Here is a 14465-nt window from a genome sequence, read left to right as displayed (position 1 = left end):
AACCGCACAGCTTTACATGGAGTTGCAGGTTGAAACCATTATAATACGAAAGTGTAGACATGCAAAACCTTACTATTAGAATTCATAAGGAGAGATTAGCAATGAAACCGATACAAATCGCGGTTATTGGAACAGGCTCTATCTCATCATCTCATCTAGATTCCTATAAGAAAAATCCTAATGCGAACATTTACGCGGTTTGCGATTTAAATGAAGAGCGCGTAAAAGCCGCAGCTGAGAAATATGGCGCCGAAAAAATTTATACGGATTATCACGAGCTGCTCGCCGATCCAGTTATTGATGCAGTCAGCATTTGTACGTGGAACAATACGCATGCTGAAATCAGCATTGCGGCTCTTAAAGCTGGCAAGCATGTGCTCGTAGAGAAACCGCTTTGCCGTACGGTTGAAGATGCGCTTCTTGTACAAGAGGCTGTAGAGCAATCCGGCAAGCTCCTTCAAGTGGGCTTCGTCCGCAGATACGATACGAGTGCACAATTGATTCGTGCGATGGCTGACAGAGGCGAGTTCGGTGAAATTTATTTTGCCAAAGCATCAACGCTCAGACGTCTTGGAAATCCAGGCGGATGGTTCTCCGACATTGAGCGCTCAGGCGGCGGACCGCTTATTGATATTGGCGTACACGTCATCGATCTTTGCTGGTATTTGATGGGACGTCCGAAGCCGGTATCCGTTAGTGCCAATACGTATCGCAAGCTTGGCAATCGTGCCAATGTAAAAAACCTAAGCTTCTACCAAGCGGCGGATTATGATGCGGAGAAAAACACAGTTGAGGATTTGGCGAATGCACTTATTCGCTTCGAGAATGGCGCATCGCTGCTCGTAGATGTCAGCTTCACGCTGCATGCCAAGTCTAATGAAAATACAGTTAAGCTGTATGGGGAAAAAGGCGGTTTTGAAATCGATCCGGAAACCGTTATTGTAACAGAGCAAAATGACACGATCTTAAACGTATATCCGCAGACGGATCACGCTGGCTTTGATTTTGTTGGCGCTTTCCAAAATGAGATCAACCACTTCGTTGATTGTGTTGCTAACGGAAAACAGCCAATCAGCCCAGTGGCGGATGGCGTGGAAATTATGAAGATATTAGTCGGCATTTATGAATCCGCAGCAAAAGGAGCGGAAGTGCGTCTATGAAATTAGGAATCAGCACATACAGCTTATATAATGCACTGAGAACGGGCGAAATGACGATACAGGATGTTATCGTATATATTGCATCCATTGGAGGAGAGCATGTTGAAATAGTACCGCTTGGCTTTAACCTTACTGAAAATCCGGAACTGATCGAAGTGATTAAGAAGCAAGCGCAGGAAAGCGGTATTGAAATATCGAATTATGCGGTAGGTGCAAACTTCTCCGGTTTAAATGAAGAGCAATTCGAGCTGGAGCTTGACCGCTTGAAGCGTGAAGTGGATATTGCAGCAGCACTTGGCGTGAAGAAGATGCGTCATGATGTGGCATCATCGCAAAACCTATCCATTTCGAACTTCTTGTTGGAGCTGCCAAAGCTAGCGAAGGCTTGCCAAGCTGTTGCGGATTATGCAGCAACGTTTGGAATTACAACAAGTGTAGAAAATCACGGTTATTTTATACAACATAGCGACCGGGTACAGGCACTCATTGAGGTTGTAGATCGTCCAAACTTCAAGACAACGCTTGATGTCGGGAACTTCCTTTGTGTGGATGAGAATCCTCTTGCTGCTGTTAAAAACAATGTCAGCCTGGCTTCTATGGTCCATATTAAAGATTTCTACTATCGTCCATCTACCGAAAATCCGGGTGAAGGCTGGTTTAAATCCAAAGGCGGCAATTGGCTTCGGGGCGCAATCGTCGGACATGGTGACATCGCTATGCCGCAAGTACTGCGTGCAGTGAAAGAAAGCGGCTATGATGATTATATTTCCATCGAGTTTGAAGGCTTGGAAGATTGCCGTCTTGGAACGAGACTTGGCTTTGAATTCGTAAAACGTGTATGGAACGAAATTTAAACGAAGGAGTGACTCGAAGATGACATCACCTATCATTACGAACAAAATCGGCGTTATCGTGGATAGCTTTCAGGTTGGTGTAAAGGAAGGTTTGCTTAAAGCGAAGCAGGTTGGTGCGGATGGCGTGCAAATGTATGCAGTACATGGCGAGCTGGACCCTGCTAACCTGAACACAGCTGCAAGAAAAGAATGGAAGTCTTATATTGATGGGCTGGGCCTTGATATTTCCGCTCTTGTTGGCGATTTGGGCGGCCATGGTTTTCAGGACCCTGCGGAAAACCGTGCGAAAATCGATAAATCCAAACGGATTATGGAGCTTGGCATGGAGCTTGGAACAAACATTATTACGACGCATATCGGTATCGTTCCAAGCGACAAAAACAGCCGTGTTTATGAGACGATGCATGCGGCATGTGAAGAGCTAGCTAGATTCGCGAATGACATGAACGCTTATTTTGCGATTGAGACAGGACCTGAGACGTCTGCGCATTTGAAGTCGTTTCTTGATGGTCTTGGCACCAAAGGCGTAGCTGTTAACTTTGACCCTGCCAACATGGTTATGGTTACAGGAGATGATCCTGTTCAAGGCGTGTACACGCTTAAGGATTATATCGTTCATACGCATGCGAAGGACGGCGTGAAGCTGGGAGACGTTGATCCGCGCGACGTTTATGGCGATTATGGCTACGAGGTTGCACTCGACCATGAAAAAATTGCTGCGATGGCCGAAACAGGCTCCGCGTTCCGCGAAGTGCCGCTTGGTGATGGTACTGTGGACTGGCCGGCATATTTGCGAGCGCTTCAGGAAATTGGCTATACAGGATATCTGACGATCGAGCGTGAGGTTGGTACGAGTCCAGAAGCGGATATTAGCAAAGCCGTTCAGTTTTTGAAAGCTTTTAAAGGACAATAAAACAAGCATGGAGCATCCTCAATCGTTCTCTACAGATGAATTATTGGCTGTAAGCAGTCCAGCTGGAAGGCAAACCGTCTGGCTGCACGGCGGCAAATAAGAGGTTAGTCATCGGTTTGAGATGAATGTGTGATGTAGATTTAAGCGAAAATCTCATGAAACCGCCCAAAAGAAAGCTCTCATGGCTTAGTCCATGAGAGCTTTTTTGACTTTTGCAGTTAGCTTTAAGTTGGCAAGGGTGAAGCGAATTCGGTAAAATAATAGAGGACGGAGTACCATCGATTGATAATCATGTAAACCATTCAAACTAGAGGACGTGCAGAAATGGCAGTGAAAATTGTACAAGTATCACATACCGATACAGATTTACATAGGCTTATTCAGAAGCTGGATGAGGATTTAGCGCAAAGATATACGGCAGAGGAAGTATTTACAGTAGATTTTAATGATCCAGGGATTGAGCAAATTGTATTTGTGGTCGCATACGAGCAAGGGGAACCGGTTGGATGTGGAGCCATAAAACCGCTGGATGAGGAGTATATAGAATTAAAACGATTTTATGTCAGCCCCGAATTTAGAAGGAACGGCATAGCCGCACAGGTTTTGAATGATTTAGAAGCCAGAGCGAAGGATATGAATTATCAATATATTCGTTTGGAAGCAGGGGCTCCTCAGCCAGAAGCGCTTCATTTCTATAAAAAACATCATTATTATGAAATTGATAGATATGGTGAATATGTTGCGTGCGATTCAAGCCTTTGTTTTGAAAAAAAACTTTAAGTACAGCCTTTAGCCCGAATGTCGGAACTCTATAATAAAACAAACCAACGACGCAAGGGTGGAAATGGTTCGCACATGATTCCATGGCGTCCAGCTGGCAACATAACGCGTCCATAATTCGGGGCCTGCAACACTTGGATCTGCTGAGGCAAGCATATCGTTTAAAGGTACGTTAAATACATTAGCTGCCGGCAAGCAAATAGGTTGCAGCGGGAATATATTTCCATTTTGTTGTAAAGCCTATTTTTTTTATGGCTGAGGCAGCCTAAGTATTTCTTTTCAATTCTAGGCTGCCTCAGCATCTTAACTAACAGTTAGATCGATCATACCTGTTACACGAGCAAATCTGCTCGTCGCTCAGTACGCCAGCGAAGAACAAATAGTAGAACTGCGCCTGCGGCAAGAAGTAAATAAGTTAGCGGCTGCACATTATATTCGAAGTCCGGTCAGAAATAGTTTGCCTGCACAGATAGATTCTGTGTATTTTATTGTCTTTGAGCTTTAATTTTGCTACAATTTCTATCAGGTTATATTTGGAAGGGGAATCAACACTATGCCAGTTACTTTGTAATAGTTTAATCCACAATTCTATTTTTACTATTACAAGGAAACAAAGCAAAGTGTGTTATACATCACATCATGCGGCGAATCCTTGTGATTTGCTGCTTTTTTTGTGATTTATGATGCTTCTCAATATTCTGCTTTGTATTCCTTCTATACATTAGGAGGATATCGATGAGTCATTCACAAAATACAGGTAATAGCATTTTAACTATAGCGTGCAAAGATATTATTTTGAGAGAGTATCAGGTCGAGGATTTAGATGCTCTGCATAATCTCACTTGGCAGCCTCATTTTCATGAATTTTTGCTGGATTGGAATGTTTCTAAGGAACAAAGGGCAGACTGGTTCAACCATTATGAAATACCAGAAAACCTGCGTTTTTTAGAAGAGGTATCCAACGATGGTGATATAGGAGAGCTGCGGCTGCGACTGAGTATAATATCCAGAGATACTGGCAAATTTATCGGTGTTTGCGGGACAGGAATATTGGATAAAATATCGCCGCCCAACAGAGAGATTTTTTATGGGATTTCAAATGATCATAGAAATAAGGGTTACACGACTCAAGCTGCAAACGGATTGATTCAGTATTTGTTCGAAAATACGAATGTCGAGGAGCTCGTGGCTATCGCTCAGATACGCAACGTACCATCGAATAAAGTGATCCTAAAATGCGGTTTTGAATTTCAAAACAATATCGTTATTGAAAATAGGGAATACAGTTATTACAAGCTTAAAAAGTGATAGTTGAAAAACGGAAAATGAATGGGCTGCCAGCGGGCAGTCCTTTCGTTTTGTTAAAATTCATCGAACATCAACAGCATTTTATCGTGCAGCCAATACATCATTCACAAATTTTATAATTTAATTCAGTGTAAAGGTATAGGAATAAAGAGCACTTAAAGCTATAATGGTTTTTAGTATAGCATTTACAAAAGGACATGGGCCGTTAATGACTGTTTGGTCCAGCCGAAAAATAACTTTTAAGGAGTACTCGAAATGACTAAAACGCTTATTTTCGGGCACAAAAACCCGGATACCGACACGATTACATCAGCGATCGCATACGCTGAGCTAAAAACAAAGCTAGGTGCTGACGTTGAGGCGATTCGCCTTGGGGACGTTAATGGCGAAACACAATACGCTCTTGATTATTTCGGCATTCCAGCTCCTCGTTTGATCGAGAATGTTGCTGACGAGACTGACACTGTTATTTTGGTCGATCATAACGAGCGTCAACAATCCGCAAACGATATCGACAGCGTACGTGTACTTGAAGTAATCGATCACCACCGTATTGCTAATTTCGAGACAAGCCACCCTGTATATTTCCGCGCTGAGCCTGTAGGCTGCACAGCGACGATTTTGAATAAATTGTACAAAGAGAACGGCGTTGAAATCCGCAAAGAAATTGCTGGCCTTATGCTGTCTGCTATCATTTCTGATTCCTTGCTGTTCAAATCGCCAACTTGCACGGAGCAAGATGTAGCAGCCGCTCGCGAGCTTGCTGAAATCGCTGGCGTTAATGCAGAAAGCTATGGTCTGGACATGCTTAAAGCAGGCGCGGATCTTAGCGACAAAACGATTGCACAGCTGATTTCCCTAGATGCGAAAGAATTCGCAATGGGTAGCTACAAAGTAGAAATCGCGCAAGTAAACGCGGTTGATACAAACGATGTTATTTCTCGCCAAGCGGAGCTGGAAGCAGCACTTAACGATATTATTGCAACAAAAGGTCTTGATCTGTTTGTGCTTGTTGTAACGGACATTTTGAACAATGATTCCGTAGCGCTTGCACTTGGCGTTCAAGCTCACGCGGTTGAGAAAGCTTACAACGTAACGTTGGTAGACAATAAAGCGGTACTCAAAGGCGTTGTTTCCCGCAAATCGCAAATCGTACCTGTTCTTACAGAAACGCTAAGCAGCCTGTAAGAAACAGCGAGGCAGCAGCCGTTTGCCAAAAAAATAGCAGTCTGAAGCTTGGATTTCAAGTTTCAGGCTGCTTTTGTTTTGCTATACTAGAGAAGAAGGAGCGGATGACATGTTTACTGTAACAGAATATAGCGCTGAATTAATGAAGGACCCGTTTGGCATTTTGTCAGGAAAGAGGTATGAGTTCATTCTCGATCTGGATGTAGCGGATGATGATGAGCTTTATCATGACGAGGGCGTGACGCTCCGTGTCATTTATGTGATCGAAGAGGATACAGCCCGCATCGCAAAGTATGAATTTCTAACCACTTCCTCCAATAAGTACATTGATTTTGAGCTGGAAGAGGATGAAGAGAAGATGGTACTGGCGTTTTGTCAGGAGCATTTTGACAAGTCGGAGGAATAAACAGCCTTTTAGCAGTTGAATTATAATACATAATTCAGTATACCATCTGTGCCAATAGAGCTAATTATTAGCTCTATTGCGCATAGCCTGCCGCAGCAGTTGCGAAATCCATGTATAGGGGATGAGAAACGATGGATAGCGGAATAAAGAGGAAGCTGTCAGAAAGTGAAATGACAGCGATTACATCGAAAGCTTTTGGACAAGCTGCCATTGCTGTTAAAGAACTTACGGATGGATGGGCGAACGCAGCCTATCAAGTCATGCTGGATGACGGGCGATTAATTATCGTGAAAGCGGCGCCGCTAGCGTCTGCGAAACTGATGAGCTATGAGCAAGGTTTGATGAAAGCAGAGGTTGAGGTGCTGCGATTGGTGAAGCAAATGGGCGTGATTCCAGTACCGGCTGTTTATGTCCATGATGCTTCGGAATCGATCGTAAACTGCGAGTATTTCATTATGGAGATGCTGGATGGCGAACCTTATAACAAAGTGAAGGATCGCCTGACCGATGAGCAGCGTAATCAGATCGATTATCAGCTAGGTATCTATAACCGTCAATTAAATGAAATTCACGGAGAGCGATTTAGCTTATATGCGGCTAACAATGAAGCGAATCGCACATGGAGAGAGGCTTTTCACAGCCTGTTGCTTGGCGTGCTTGCAGATGGCGAAAGTGAAGGTGTGCGGCTGACTGAGGAATACGATACGATTCGAAGCGAGGTTGCGCGTAGGCTTGGCGTGCTGGATGAAGTAACGGAACCGAGGCTCATTCATTGGGATTTATGGGACGGCAATGTTTTTATAAAAGACGGAGCGATTACAGGAATTATTGATTTTGAGCGTGCACTTTGGGGCGATCCACTAATGGAGCATTATTTTAGTCACTTCTGTAACACGGCTGCGTTCCTTGAAGGTTATGGAATAACGCAGCTGACTACGGCAGAACGTGGGCGCAGAGCACTCTATGATCTTTATTTGGATCTTATTATTTGTATAGAGTGCTCATTCCGGCAGTATGAGGATGTTAATCATCTGCAATGGACACGCAATAATATGGAGCAGGGCTGGCAACGTTTTTTAGCCATGTCATCGATCAGCTGACATTGGCATAGATTAAAAAACCGAAAAGAGGCAGCACCCAAATGAGCGGTACCATTGCGATGGTAACCGCTATTTTCATTTTGTTGAACCGATAAAGCACCCAGCTTACAATAATGGACAAAATAAGAGCTACCGGATAAAGCCAAATCACAATGAATAAAAGCACAGGCCAGAATAGATTTTCTGAACCTGGCGAGTCGAACATCATAACAGACATTAACGCGACAAAAAGCCAAACGATCGTAAACAATCCAAACAAGATTTGGCTAATCAGCATTGTAAGAAAAACCTTTTTGTTTTTCATCACTCAATCCCCTTTCCCCCAAATATTATTAAAGCAAGCCTCGCGGATTTGTACAAGTGAAATTGTTACTTTAAGCCTATCCTCGGTTCCCTTTGTTATTTGTCGCCCCTTAACCGCATAAAATTCAAAAACAGCTATTTTTTGCGGTGCATGCAGAGAGGAGCAGGTGATGAACAGGGCAAATAAGGATATTGAGCTGGCAGAGCAATTTGGCGCCCATAATTATCATCCCCTGCCGATTGTGATTAGCAGCGCAGAGGGCGTATGGGTGCAGGATTCAGAAGGTGCGCGCTACATGGATATGTTGAGCGCTTATTCGGCATTGAATCAAGGGCATCGACATCCTCGGATCATTAGAGCGTTAAAGGAGCAGGCGGATAAGGTCACGATTACATCACGAGCTTTTCATAATGAGGCACTTGGTGCGTTTTGCGAGAAGCTGGCAGCCTATACCGGCAAGGAACGAATTCTTCCTATGAATACAGGGGCAGAGGCAGTTGAGACGGCGATCAAAGCTGTACGTCGCTGGGCTTACGGCGTCAAGCAAATACCGAATGATCAAGCTGAAATCATCGCTTTTGAGGGCAATTTCCATGGCAGAACGCTGACACTGACGTCTTTCTCCTCAACGGAGGAATATAAGCAAGGTTATGGCCCCTTTACACCTGGATTTCGTGTTGTTCCATATGGCGACCTGGAGGCAGTGAAGGCGGTGATGCAGCCGAATACCGCTGCGATATTGATTGAGCCGATTCAAGGCGAGGCGGGCATTCGGATTCCTCCGAATGGATTTCTTGCTGCTGTTGCTCAGCTATGTGCAGAACAGCAGGTGCTGCTTGTGGCAGATGAGATTCAAACCGGCTTCGGGCGTACAGGACGAAAATTCGCATGCGATTGGGAAAATGTCATTCCTGATATTTATATTATGGGGAAAGCGCTGGGTGGAGGGGTCATGCCTGTATCGGCTATCGCCGCGAACGGGAGCATTATGGATGTATTCGAGCCGGGCTCTCATGGTTCAACCTTTGGAGGAAATCCGCTTAGCTGCGCTGTTGCGATTGCAGCGCTTGAAGTAACCGAAGAGGAAGGGCTGACGGACCGCTCACAGCTGTTGGGGCAGTATTTGATGAGCAAGCTTGCTACATTGCGCCATCCGGACATTGTTGAAATTAGAGGACGCGGATTGTTCATCGCCATTGTGCTTTCGACGCCTGCAAGGCCTTATTGCGAGAAGCTGATGGAGCTGGGACTGCTTTGCAAGGAAACGCATGAGCATGTCATTCGGTTGGCACCGCCGCTCATCATCACGGAAGAGGAGCTCGACTTTGCCTTCGAACAAATTCAAACGGTCTTCGCGAATAGCATACAGGCAGGAGCGTGACGGCGATGAGCATTCAACAGGTGGCAATCGTTGCTGTTCCTTTTGGGAAAGGGGCAGGGAATCCCGGTGCGGAGCTTGGTCCAGCGCATATATTGCAGGCGGCAGAGCTTAGCCGCAAGCTGGCGGAGCTTCACATCCCGCATCGGTTAGCGGGCGAGATTGGCTTAGTCACTCCAATACCGCCGCTTCAATCCGTAAATGCCAAACATTTGTCTGAGGTGCACGAAGTGACCAGCCGATTGTCTGAGCGCGTATCGGAGATCGTTGCGGCAAGGGAATTCCCGTTAGTGCTAGGCGGAGATCATAGCATTTCCATTGGGACGATTGCTGGCTTAGCCGAGCATTTTAAAAATCTTGGAGTCATTTGGTTTGATGCGCATTCGGATTTGAATTCGGAGGATACAAGTCCCTCAGGCAATATACATGGGATGTCGCTTGGCATCAGCCTTGGCAGAGGCATTCCTTTGTTAACGAATTTAAGAGGATTTTCGCCCAAAATAAAGCCAGAGCATGTCGCGATTGTCGGAGCCAGATCGCTTGATTCCGGCGAGAAGGCCTATATCCGATCTTTAGGCATCGCTTGTTATACCATGCATGATATTGATCGCCTTGGTATTGCTCGCGTGATGGAGAAGGTGATACAGCAGCTTAAGCAAACGACTGATGGCGTCCACGTCAGCTTTGACATTGATAGCCTTGATCCGGTTGAGGCACCGGGTACGGGCACACCTGTCAGGGGCGGGCTCAGCTACCGTGAAGCGCATCTTGCACTTGAGCTTCTTTATCAATCGGATCTGGTAACATCAGCCGAAGTTGTGGAAGTTAACCCAAGCCTCGACCATAATGACCAGACGGCTAAACTTGCGGTGGAGCTAATTGGCTCGCTGCTCGGCGAACAGATTTTGTGAAGCAAGGGAAAGAGCCTCAAACGACTAGCAAAGATTCGAATGAGCAGGAGGAACTGAGCTATGCGGGAGCCATATCAGAACGAACCATTTACCGATTTTTCGGTACTCGACCATATTAATGATTTTCAGGAGGCGCTGCGCAAAGTTGAACTGGAGCTGGGCCAAGAGTATTTTCTAAGGATTGGTGCCGACCGCATCGAGACGATTCAAAAGCGGAAATCAATCAATCCCTCTGATGTTGGGCAGCTTGTAGGAATCGTCTCACAGGCGGATTCCGAGCTTGCGCATAAAGCTATACTTGCCGCCGCAGAGGCTTTCGAGCATTGGAAAAAAGTGACGCCTTCTGCGAGGGCGAGAGTATTGTATAAAGCAGCGACGTTACTGCGAAGGCGTAAGCACGAGTTCTCTGCTTGGCTCGTTTATGAAGCGGGCAAGAGCTGGGCGGAGGCCGACGGAGATACAGCTGAAGCCATCGATTTTTTGGAGTATTATGGGCGGGAGATGGAACGGCTTGCAGAGCGTCAGCCTATTGTTGCTGTATCAGGCGAGGATAATGAGCTAGTCTATATCCCGCTTGGCGTTGGCGTTATTATTCCGCCATGGAATTTTCCGCTTGCGATTATGGCGGGCATGACTATGGCGGCGGTTGTTGCCGGCAATACGGTAGTATTAAAGCCGGCCAGCGCGACGGCTGTTATCGCGGCGAAATTTGTTGAGCTGCTGGAGGAGGCAGGGCTGCCTGACGGTGTTGTGAATTTCTTGCCCGGCGCGGGAAATGAGGTGGGTGATTTTTTGGTGGAGCATCCATTAACCCGCTTTATATGCTTTACGGGGTCAAGGGAGGTAGGCCTGCGTATTAACGAGAAAGCCTCTATCGGCCAGCCGGATCAGAAATGGTTGAAGCGCATCGTTGCAGAGATGGGCGGCAAGGATACGATTATTGTTGATGCGGAGGCGGATCTTGAGCTGGCGGCCGATGCGATTACAGCATCCGCTTTCGGTTATGCTGGACAGAAATGCTCGGCCTGCTCGCGTGCTGTTGTGCATGAACTCGTCTATGACGAGGTTATTGATAAGGTTGTTGAACGAACAAAACGGCTAAAGCTTGGGAAAGCAAGCGAGCAGTCTACTTACGTTGGACCGGTCATTGACGAGCGAGCCTACATGAGCATTTTAAAATATATCGAGGTCGGGCGCAGCGAAGGAATCATCGTGCATGGCGGCAAAATTGGAGATAGTAGCGGTTATTTCATTGAACCTACAATCATTAAGGATGTCGCTCCGCTTGCCCGCATCGCGCAAGAGGAAATATTCGGGCCGGTACTCGCGTTTATTAAAGCGGGAAGCTTTGACGAAGCGCTTGCTATCGCGAATAACACCGATTATGGGCTGACGGGTGCCGTCATCTCGCGGAACCGCAGCAAATTGGAGCAGGCCCGCGAGCAGTTTCATGTCGGCAATCTTTATTTTAACCGTAAGTGTACGGGGGCCTTAGTTGGCGTCCATCCTTTTGGCGGATTTAATATGTCAGGTACGGATTCGAAGGCGGGCGGGCGTGATTATTTGCTGCTCTTCACGCAGGCGAAGGTTGTATCAGAAAAATTCTAATCGTTACAGGCGAGCGGATTGGGCTATTAGGCTGCCGATCCGTTCAATGCCGCTCTCAATGTTCCCCTCAATCACATTGGTCACATTAAGCTTCAATAGATTTGCCCTCTGAAAAGTAGACAAGTAGTCGCGATCCATGGCATCAACCAGTATGTCCTCCTTGCGCAATTTGCTGATTAGGAGCGGGACAGAAATGGTTTCATGAAGCAAAATATGAGTATGAACGATCGGATATTTGGATCGCTCATAGGTGAAGGCACCTTTGCTGCGTGAAGCTTCCATCGCAAGCGCCGTATCGAGAAGCTTCGCCCTTGCCGAGTACTTCCCGCGGATTTTGGCGCGATGACGCTCGAACATGCCGCTGCGCAAATAGATTTCAAGAGCGGCTTGCGACAGCATGGAGCTGTCGATGTCGTCTTGTTTTTTGTATAGGCGAAACGCTTCTGCAAGTAAATCAGGGATGACCGCAATACCGATACGAAGGCCGGGAAATATAATTTTGGAATAGCTCTTTAAATAGATGACATGAGAGGAGTCGTCATAAGTGTAGATCGGATCGGCTTTGCTGTTCTGCTCGAAATCAGCTAGAAAGTCGTCTTCAACGATATATACATCGTATTTGGCGGCCAGCTTAGCGAGCAGCTGCTTCTCTTTCTTCGAATAGGAGCAGCCAAGCGGATTGTGAAACCGCGGCATCGTATAAAAAAACTTAATGTCCTCTGTGCGAAAGATCTCCTCCAGCCTGTTGAAATCAATGCCGGAGAAACGACGCTCGATGCCGATTACGGGTACTTGCCGTGTTTGTAAATACTCTATAAACAGATGATAACCTGGCTGCTCAATCAGCACCTTCTGCTTGCCGCTCGGAAATGGCATAGATGCAAGCAGAGACAGCGCCTGTTGAACCCCGGAGACAACAAAGATATTGCGCTCTGGTGCAAACACCTGATAGCTCATCAATTGCTTGCGAACGATATCAATCAAGGAATCCATTCCTTTGGCGGTGCCATAAACAAATAAGTCCTTCTGGTAAGTGTCGATGGCTTTATTAATACAATGCTGAAAATCCAAATAAGGAAACAATGCCGGATCGGGCGCCGATGCTGCAAAGTTGAGCAGGCGGGTTGCTTCATCTTGAGCGGCGTTCATCCCTTTTACAACAAAATAGCCGCTTCTTGGCATCGCATAAATGAGATGGCGTTTCTCCAGCTCATCCAAAGCTTTAATAATTGTGCTCTTGCTGCAACTGAATTGCCCTGCCAGCGCTCGAATGGAAGGGAGCTTCTGCCCATCCTTATAGGGCTGCGTTGCAATGAGCTCCTCCAGCTCATTCATGAGCTTTAAATAAAAGTACATTTTAACAGTGCCTCCTGCCATCTGTACCGATACAGATGGCTTTTTTGTATATTGTAGCATGTGCAGCTTTGGAGATACGATACCTATATAAAGCGAACAGTTACTAGGAGGTATACCATGATGACAACACCCCATAATTTGAAGTCGAAACGGCTTGCGTATACAGCGATTATTGTTTATTCCATTATTGTAGGGCTTTCTTTTCTTTTCGGAAAAATAGCCTTGACGGTTACAAGTCCGCTGGACAGTCTCGCCCACCGCTTCACCATATCTTTTATTGCGGCAACAATACCAGTCGCATTCGGGTGGATCAAGCTGCAGCTTAAAGCGCGGGATATGCTAAGCATTCTTCCGCTGGCTGTCTTTTATCCGTCGATGTTTTTTGCTTTCCAAGCCTATGGATTGCAGTTTACATCCTCCGCAGAAGCAGGCATTATTCATGCCACTGTGCCCATCTTCACGATGATTGCCGCAGCGTATTTCTTGAAGGAGCGAACGACTAAGGTACAGAAGCTTTCGACCCTGCTCTCTGTTGTTGGGGTTATATTCATCTTTGTCATGAAGGGGACGTCAATCGATATTTCTAATGTTAAAGGCACCTTGCTCATACTTTTGTCAGCTCTTTCCTTAGCCGGCTACAGCGTACTAGCAAGGCGACTCTCTGGTCGCATGAAGGTAATGACGATGACGTATATGATGACGGCTATTGGCTTCCTTGTATTTAACTTTATCGCAATAAGCCAACATGTCGCCAAAGGAACGATTGCTCATTATTTTGAGCCATTTGCCAGTCCAGTGTTCCTCCTATCGATATTATATTTGGGCGTACTCTCTTCGCTCGTATCCAGCTTGCTCAGCAATTACGCCTTATCCAAGCTTGAAGCGTCTAAAGTGAGCGTATTTAATCATCTGGCTACGTTGGTCTCTGTTATCGGTGGATTTGTGTTTCTCGGCGAGAAGCTGGCATACTACCATTTCATTGGCGCTGCAGTTATCGTTGTTGGTGTGCTGGGCACGAACATGGGGGCATTCGGTAAAAGAAAGGGAACATCTACGATAAGTGTTTCTCAAAAGGTGGAACGATAACAGAAGGCAGCGATTCCAACTGAGTCGTACAGCTGCTGCCGGAAAGCTTAGTTATACCCATTCTCTACGCTGACAGCTGCTCTAATAATGGATATGATTAGGTTTGTAGGTTA

At 46.1% G+C, this 14465-nt stretch carries 15 protein-coding genes; 12 read left to right on the top strand and 3 right to left on the bottom strand.

What is annotated here, in order from left to right:
• The first annotated feature begins 101 nt into the window (after positions 1 to 101).
• The 4 genes from MHH56_RS28425 to MHH56_RS28410 all read left to right on the top strand — a co-directional run bounded on the left by MHH56_RS28425 (position 102) and on the right by MHH56_RS28410 (position 3707).
• Entirely contained in the window at positions 102 to 1160 is a 1059-nt protein-coding gene (locus MHH56_RS28425) for a Gfo/Idh/MocA family oxidoreductase (protein ID WP_339204983.1), read from the top strand.
• Complete coding sequence (locus MHH56_RS28420) at positions 1157 to 2014, top strand: sugar phosphate isomerase/epimerase (RefSeq protein ID WP_339204982.1); 858 nt, start codon at positions 1157 to 1159, stop codon at positions 2012 to 2014. Before MHH56_RS28425 ends, MHH56_RS28420 begins: the two co-directional genes overlap by 4 nt.
• Positions 2015 to 2033: 19 nt before the next feature.
• On the top strand, positions 2034 to 2927 hold the full coding sequence (locus tag MHH56_RS28415) for a sugar phosphate isomerase/epimerase family protein (RefSeq protein WP_339204981.1): 894 nt from the start codon (positions 2034 to 2036) through the stop codon (positions 2925 to 2927).
• A gap of 324 nt (positions 2928 to 3251) precedes the next feature.
• A complete protein-coding gene (locus MHH56_RS28410; protein WP_339204980.1) occupies positions 3252 to 3707 on the top strand; it encodes a GNAT family N-acetyltransferase in 456 nt (151 codons plus the stop codon).
• 9 nt (positions 3708 to 3716) lie between these two features.
• Here MHH56_RS28410 and MHH56_RS28405 read toward each other — a convergent pair whose 3' ends face one another.
• A complete protein-coding gene (locus MHH56_RS28405; RefSeq protein ID WP_339204979.1) occupies positions 3717 to 3902 on the bottom strand; it encodes an anthrone oxygenase family protein in 186 nt (61 codons plus the stop codon).
• A gap of 540 nt (positions 3903 to 4442) precedes the next feature.
• On the opposite strand from MHH56_RS28405, the gene MHH56_RS28400 reads away from it, so the two are divergent.
• The 4 genes from MHH56_RS28400 (at position 4443) to MHH56_RS28385 (ending at position 7709) form a co-directional block, all read left to right on the top strand.
• Positions 4443 to 5015 carry a GNAT family N-acetyltransferase gene (locus MHH56_RS28400; protein ID WP_339204978.1) on the top strand — a complete coding sequence of 191 codons (573 nt, stop codon included), beginning with the start codon at positions 4443 to 4445 and terminating at the stop codon, positions 5013 to 5015.
• Between the two features lie 255 nt (positions 5016 to 5270).
• Positions 5271 to 6203, top strand: coding sequence for a manganese-dependent inorganic pyrophosphatase (locus tag MHH56_RS28395; RefSeq protein ID WP_339204977.1), 933 nt, complete (start codon positions 5271 to 5273; stop codon positions 6201 to 6203).
• Positions 6204 to 6312: 109 nt separating this feature from the next.
• Positions 6313 to 6609, top strand: a complete 297-nt coding sequence (locus MHH56_RS28390; RefSeq protein ID WP_339204976.1) for a DUF6509 family protein — start codon at positions 6313 to 6315, stop codon at positions 6607 to 6609.
• Positions 6610 to 6740: 131 nt separating this feature from the next.
• Positions 6741 to 7709: an aminoglycoside phosphotransferase family protein gene (locus MHH56_RS28385; protein WP_339204975.1), complete on the top strand. Its 969-nt coding sequence runs from the start codon at positions 6741 to 6743 to the stop codon at positions 7707 to 7709.
• Here MHH56_RS28385 and MHH56_RS28380 read toward each other — a convergent pair.
• Entirely contained in the window at positions 7702 to 8013 is a 312-nt protein-coding gene (locus MHH56_RS28380) for a hypothetical protein (RefSeq protein ID WP_339204974.1), read from the bottom strand. The genes MHH56_RS28385 and MHH56_RS28380 overlap by 8 nt on opposite strands.
• 169 nt (positions 8014 to 8182) lie before the next feature.
• Here MHH56_RS28380 and MHH56_RS28375 point away from each other — a divergent pair, with 169 nt between their 5' ends.
• Genes MHH56_RS28375 through pruA form a run of 3 tightly spaced genes read left to right on the top strand, consistent with a single transcriptional unit; the run spans position 8183 to position 11910 of the window.
• Entirely contained in the window at positions 8183 to 9394 is a 1212-nt protein-coding gene (locus MHH56_RS28375; protein WP_339204973.1) for an ornithine--oxo-acid transaminase, read from the top strand.
• Positions 9395 to 9399: 5 nt separating this feature from the next.
• Positions 9400 to 10302, top strand: coding sequence for an arginase (gene rocF / locus MHH56_RS28370; RefSeq protein WP_339204972.1), 903 nt, complete (start codon positions 9400 to 9402; stop codon positions 10300 to 10302).
• A gap of 60 nt (positions 10303 to 10362) precedes the next feature.
• On the top strand, positions 10363 to 11910 hold the full coding sequence (gene pruA, locus MHH56_RS28365; RefSeq protein WP_339204971.1) for an L-glutamate gamma-semialdehyde dehydrogenase: 1548 nt from the start codon (positions 10363 to 10365) through the stop codon (positions 11908 to 11910).
• 3 nt (positions 11911 to 11913) lie between these two features.
• On the opposite strand, the gene MHH56_RS28360 is transcribed toward pruA, so the two are convergent.
• Positions 11914 to 13266 carry a PLP-dependent aminotransferase family protein gene (locus MHH56_RS28360; protein ID WP_339204970.1) on the bottom strand — a complete coding sequence of 451 codons (1353 nt, stop codon included), beginning with the start codon at positions 13264 to 13266 and terminating at the stop codon, positions 11914 to 11916.
• A gap of 117 nt (positions 13267 to 13383) precedes the next feature.
• Between MHH56_RS28360 and MHH56_RS28355 the strand changes: the two genes are divergently transcribed.
• Positions 13384 to 14352, top strand: a complete 969-nt coding sequence (locus MHH56_RS28355; RefSeq protein WP_339204969.1) for a DMT family transporter — start codon at positions 13384 to 13386, stop codon at positions 14350 to 14352.
• Positions 14353 to 14465 lie beyond the last annotated feature (113 nt).

The sequence above is a fragment of the Paenibacillus sp. FSL K6-3182 genome (assembly GCF_037976325.1).
Taxonomy (GTDB): Bacteria; Bacillota; Bacilli; order Paenibacillales; family Paenibacillaceae; genus Pristimantibacillus.
The sequence above is the reverse complement of the archived record's forward strand: the minus strand, read 5'-3'. Positions and strand labels throughout refer to the sequence as shown.

What these genes read in the sequence shown, in the direction of transcription:
- MHH56_RS28425 (WP_339204983.1), top strand. Translation starts at nt 102, where the DNA reads ATGAAACCGATACAAATCGCGGTTATTGGAACAGGCTCTATCTCATCA.
- MHH56_RS28420 (WP_339204982.1), top strand. Translation starts at nt 1,157, where the DNA reads ATGAAATTAGGAATCAGCACATACAGCTTATATAATGCACTGAGAACG.
- MHH56_RS28415 (WP_339204981.1), top strand. Translation starts at nt 2,034, where the DNA reads ATGACATCACCTATCATTACGAACAAAATCGGCGTTATCGTGGATAGC.
- MHH56_RS28410 (WP_339204980.1), top strand. Translation starts at nt 3,252, where the DNA reads ATGGCAGTGAAAATTGTACAAGTATCACATACCGATACAGATTTACAT.
- MHH56_RS28400 (WP_339204978.1), top strand. Translation starts at nt 4,443, where the DNA reads ATGAGTCATTCACAAAATACAGGTAATAGCATTTTAACTATAGCGTGC.
- MHH56_RS28395 (WP_339204977.1), top strand. Translation starts at nt 5,271, where the DNA reads ATGACTAAAACGCTTATTTTCGGGCACAAAAACCCGGATACCGACACG.
- MHH56_RS28390 (WP_339204976.1), top strand. Translation starts at nt 6,313, where the DNA reads ATGTTTACTGTAACAGAATATAGCGCTGAATTAATGAAGGACCCGTTT.
- MHH56_RS28385 (WP_339204975.1), top strand. Translation starts at nt 6,741, where the DNA reads ATGGATAGCGGAATAAAGAGGAAGCTGTCAGAAAGTGAAATGACAGCG.
- MHH56_RS28380 (WP_339204974.1), bottom strand. Translation starts at nt 8,013, where the DNA reads ATGAAAAACAAAAAGGTTTTTCTTACAATGCTGATTAGCCAAATCTTG.
- MHH56_RS28375 (WP_339204973.1), top strand. Translation starts at nt 8,183, where the DNA reads ATGAACAGGGCAAATAAGGATATTGAGCTGGCAGAGCAATTTGGCGCC.
- rocF (WP_339204972.1), top strand. Translation starts at nt 9,400, where the DNA reads ATGAGCATTCAACAGGTGGCAATCGTTGCTGTTCCTTTTGGGAAAGGG.
- pruA (WP_339204971.1), top strand. Translation starts at nt 10,363, where the DNA reads ATGCGGGAGCCATATCAGAACGAACCATTTACCGATTTTTCGGTACTC.
- MHH56_RS28360 (WP_339204970.1), bottom strand. Translation starts at nt 13,266, where the DNA reads ATGTACTTTTATTTAAAGCTCATGAATGAGCTGGAGGAGCTCATTGCA.
- MHH56_RS28355 (WP_339204969.1), top strand. Translation starts at nt 13,384, where the DNA reads ATGATGACAACACCCCATAATTTGAAGTCGAAACGGCTTGCGTATACA.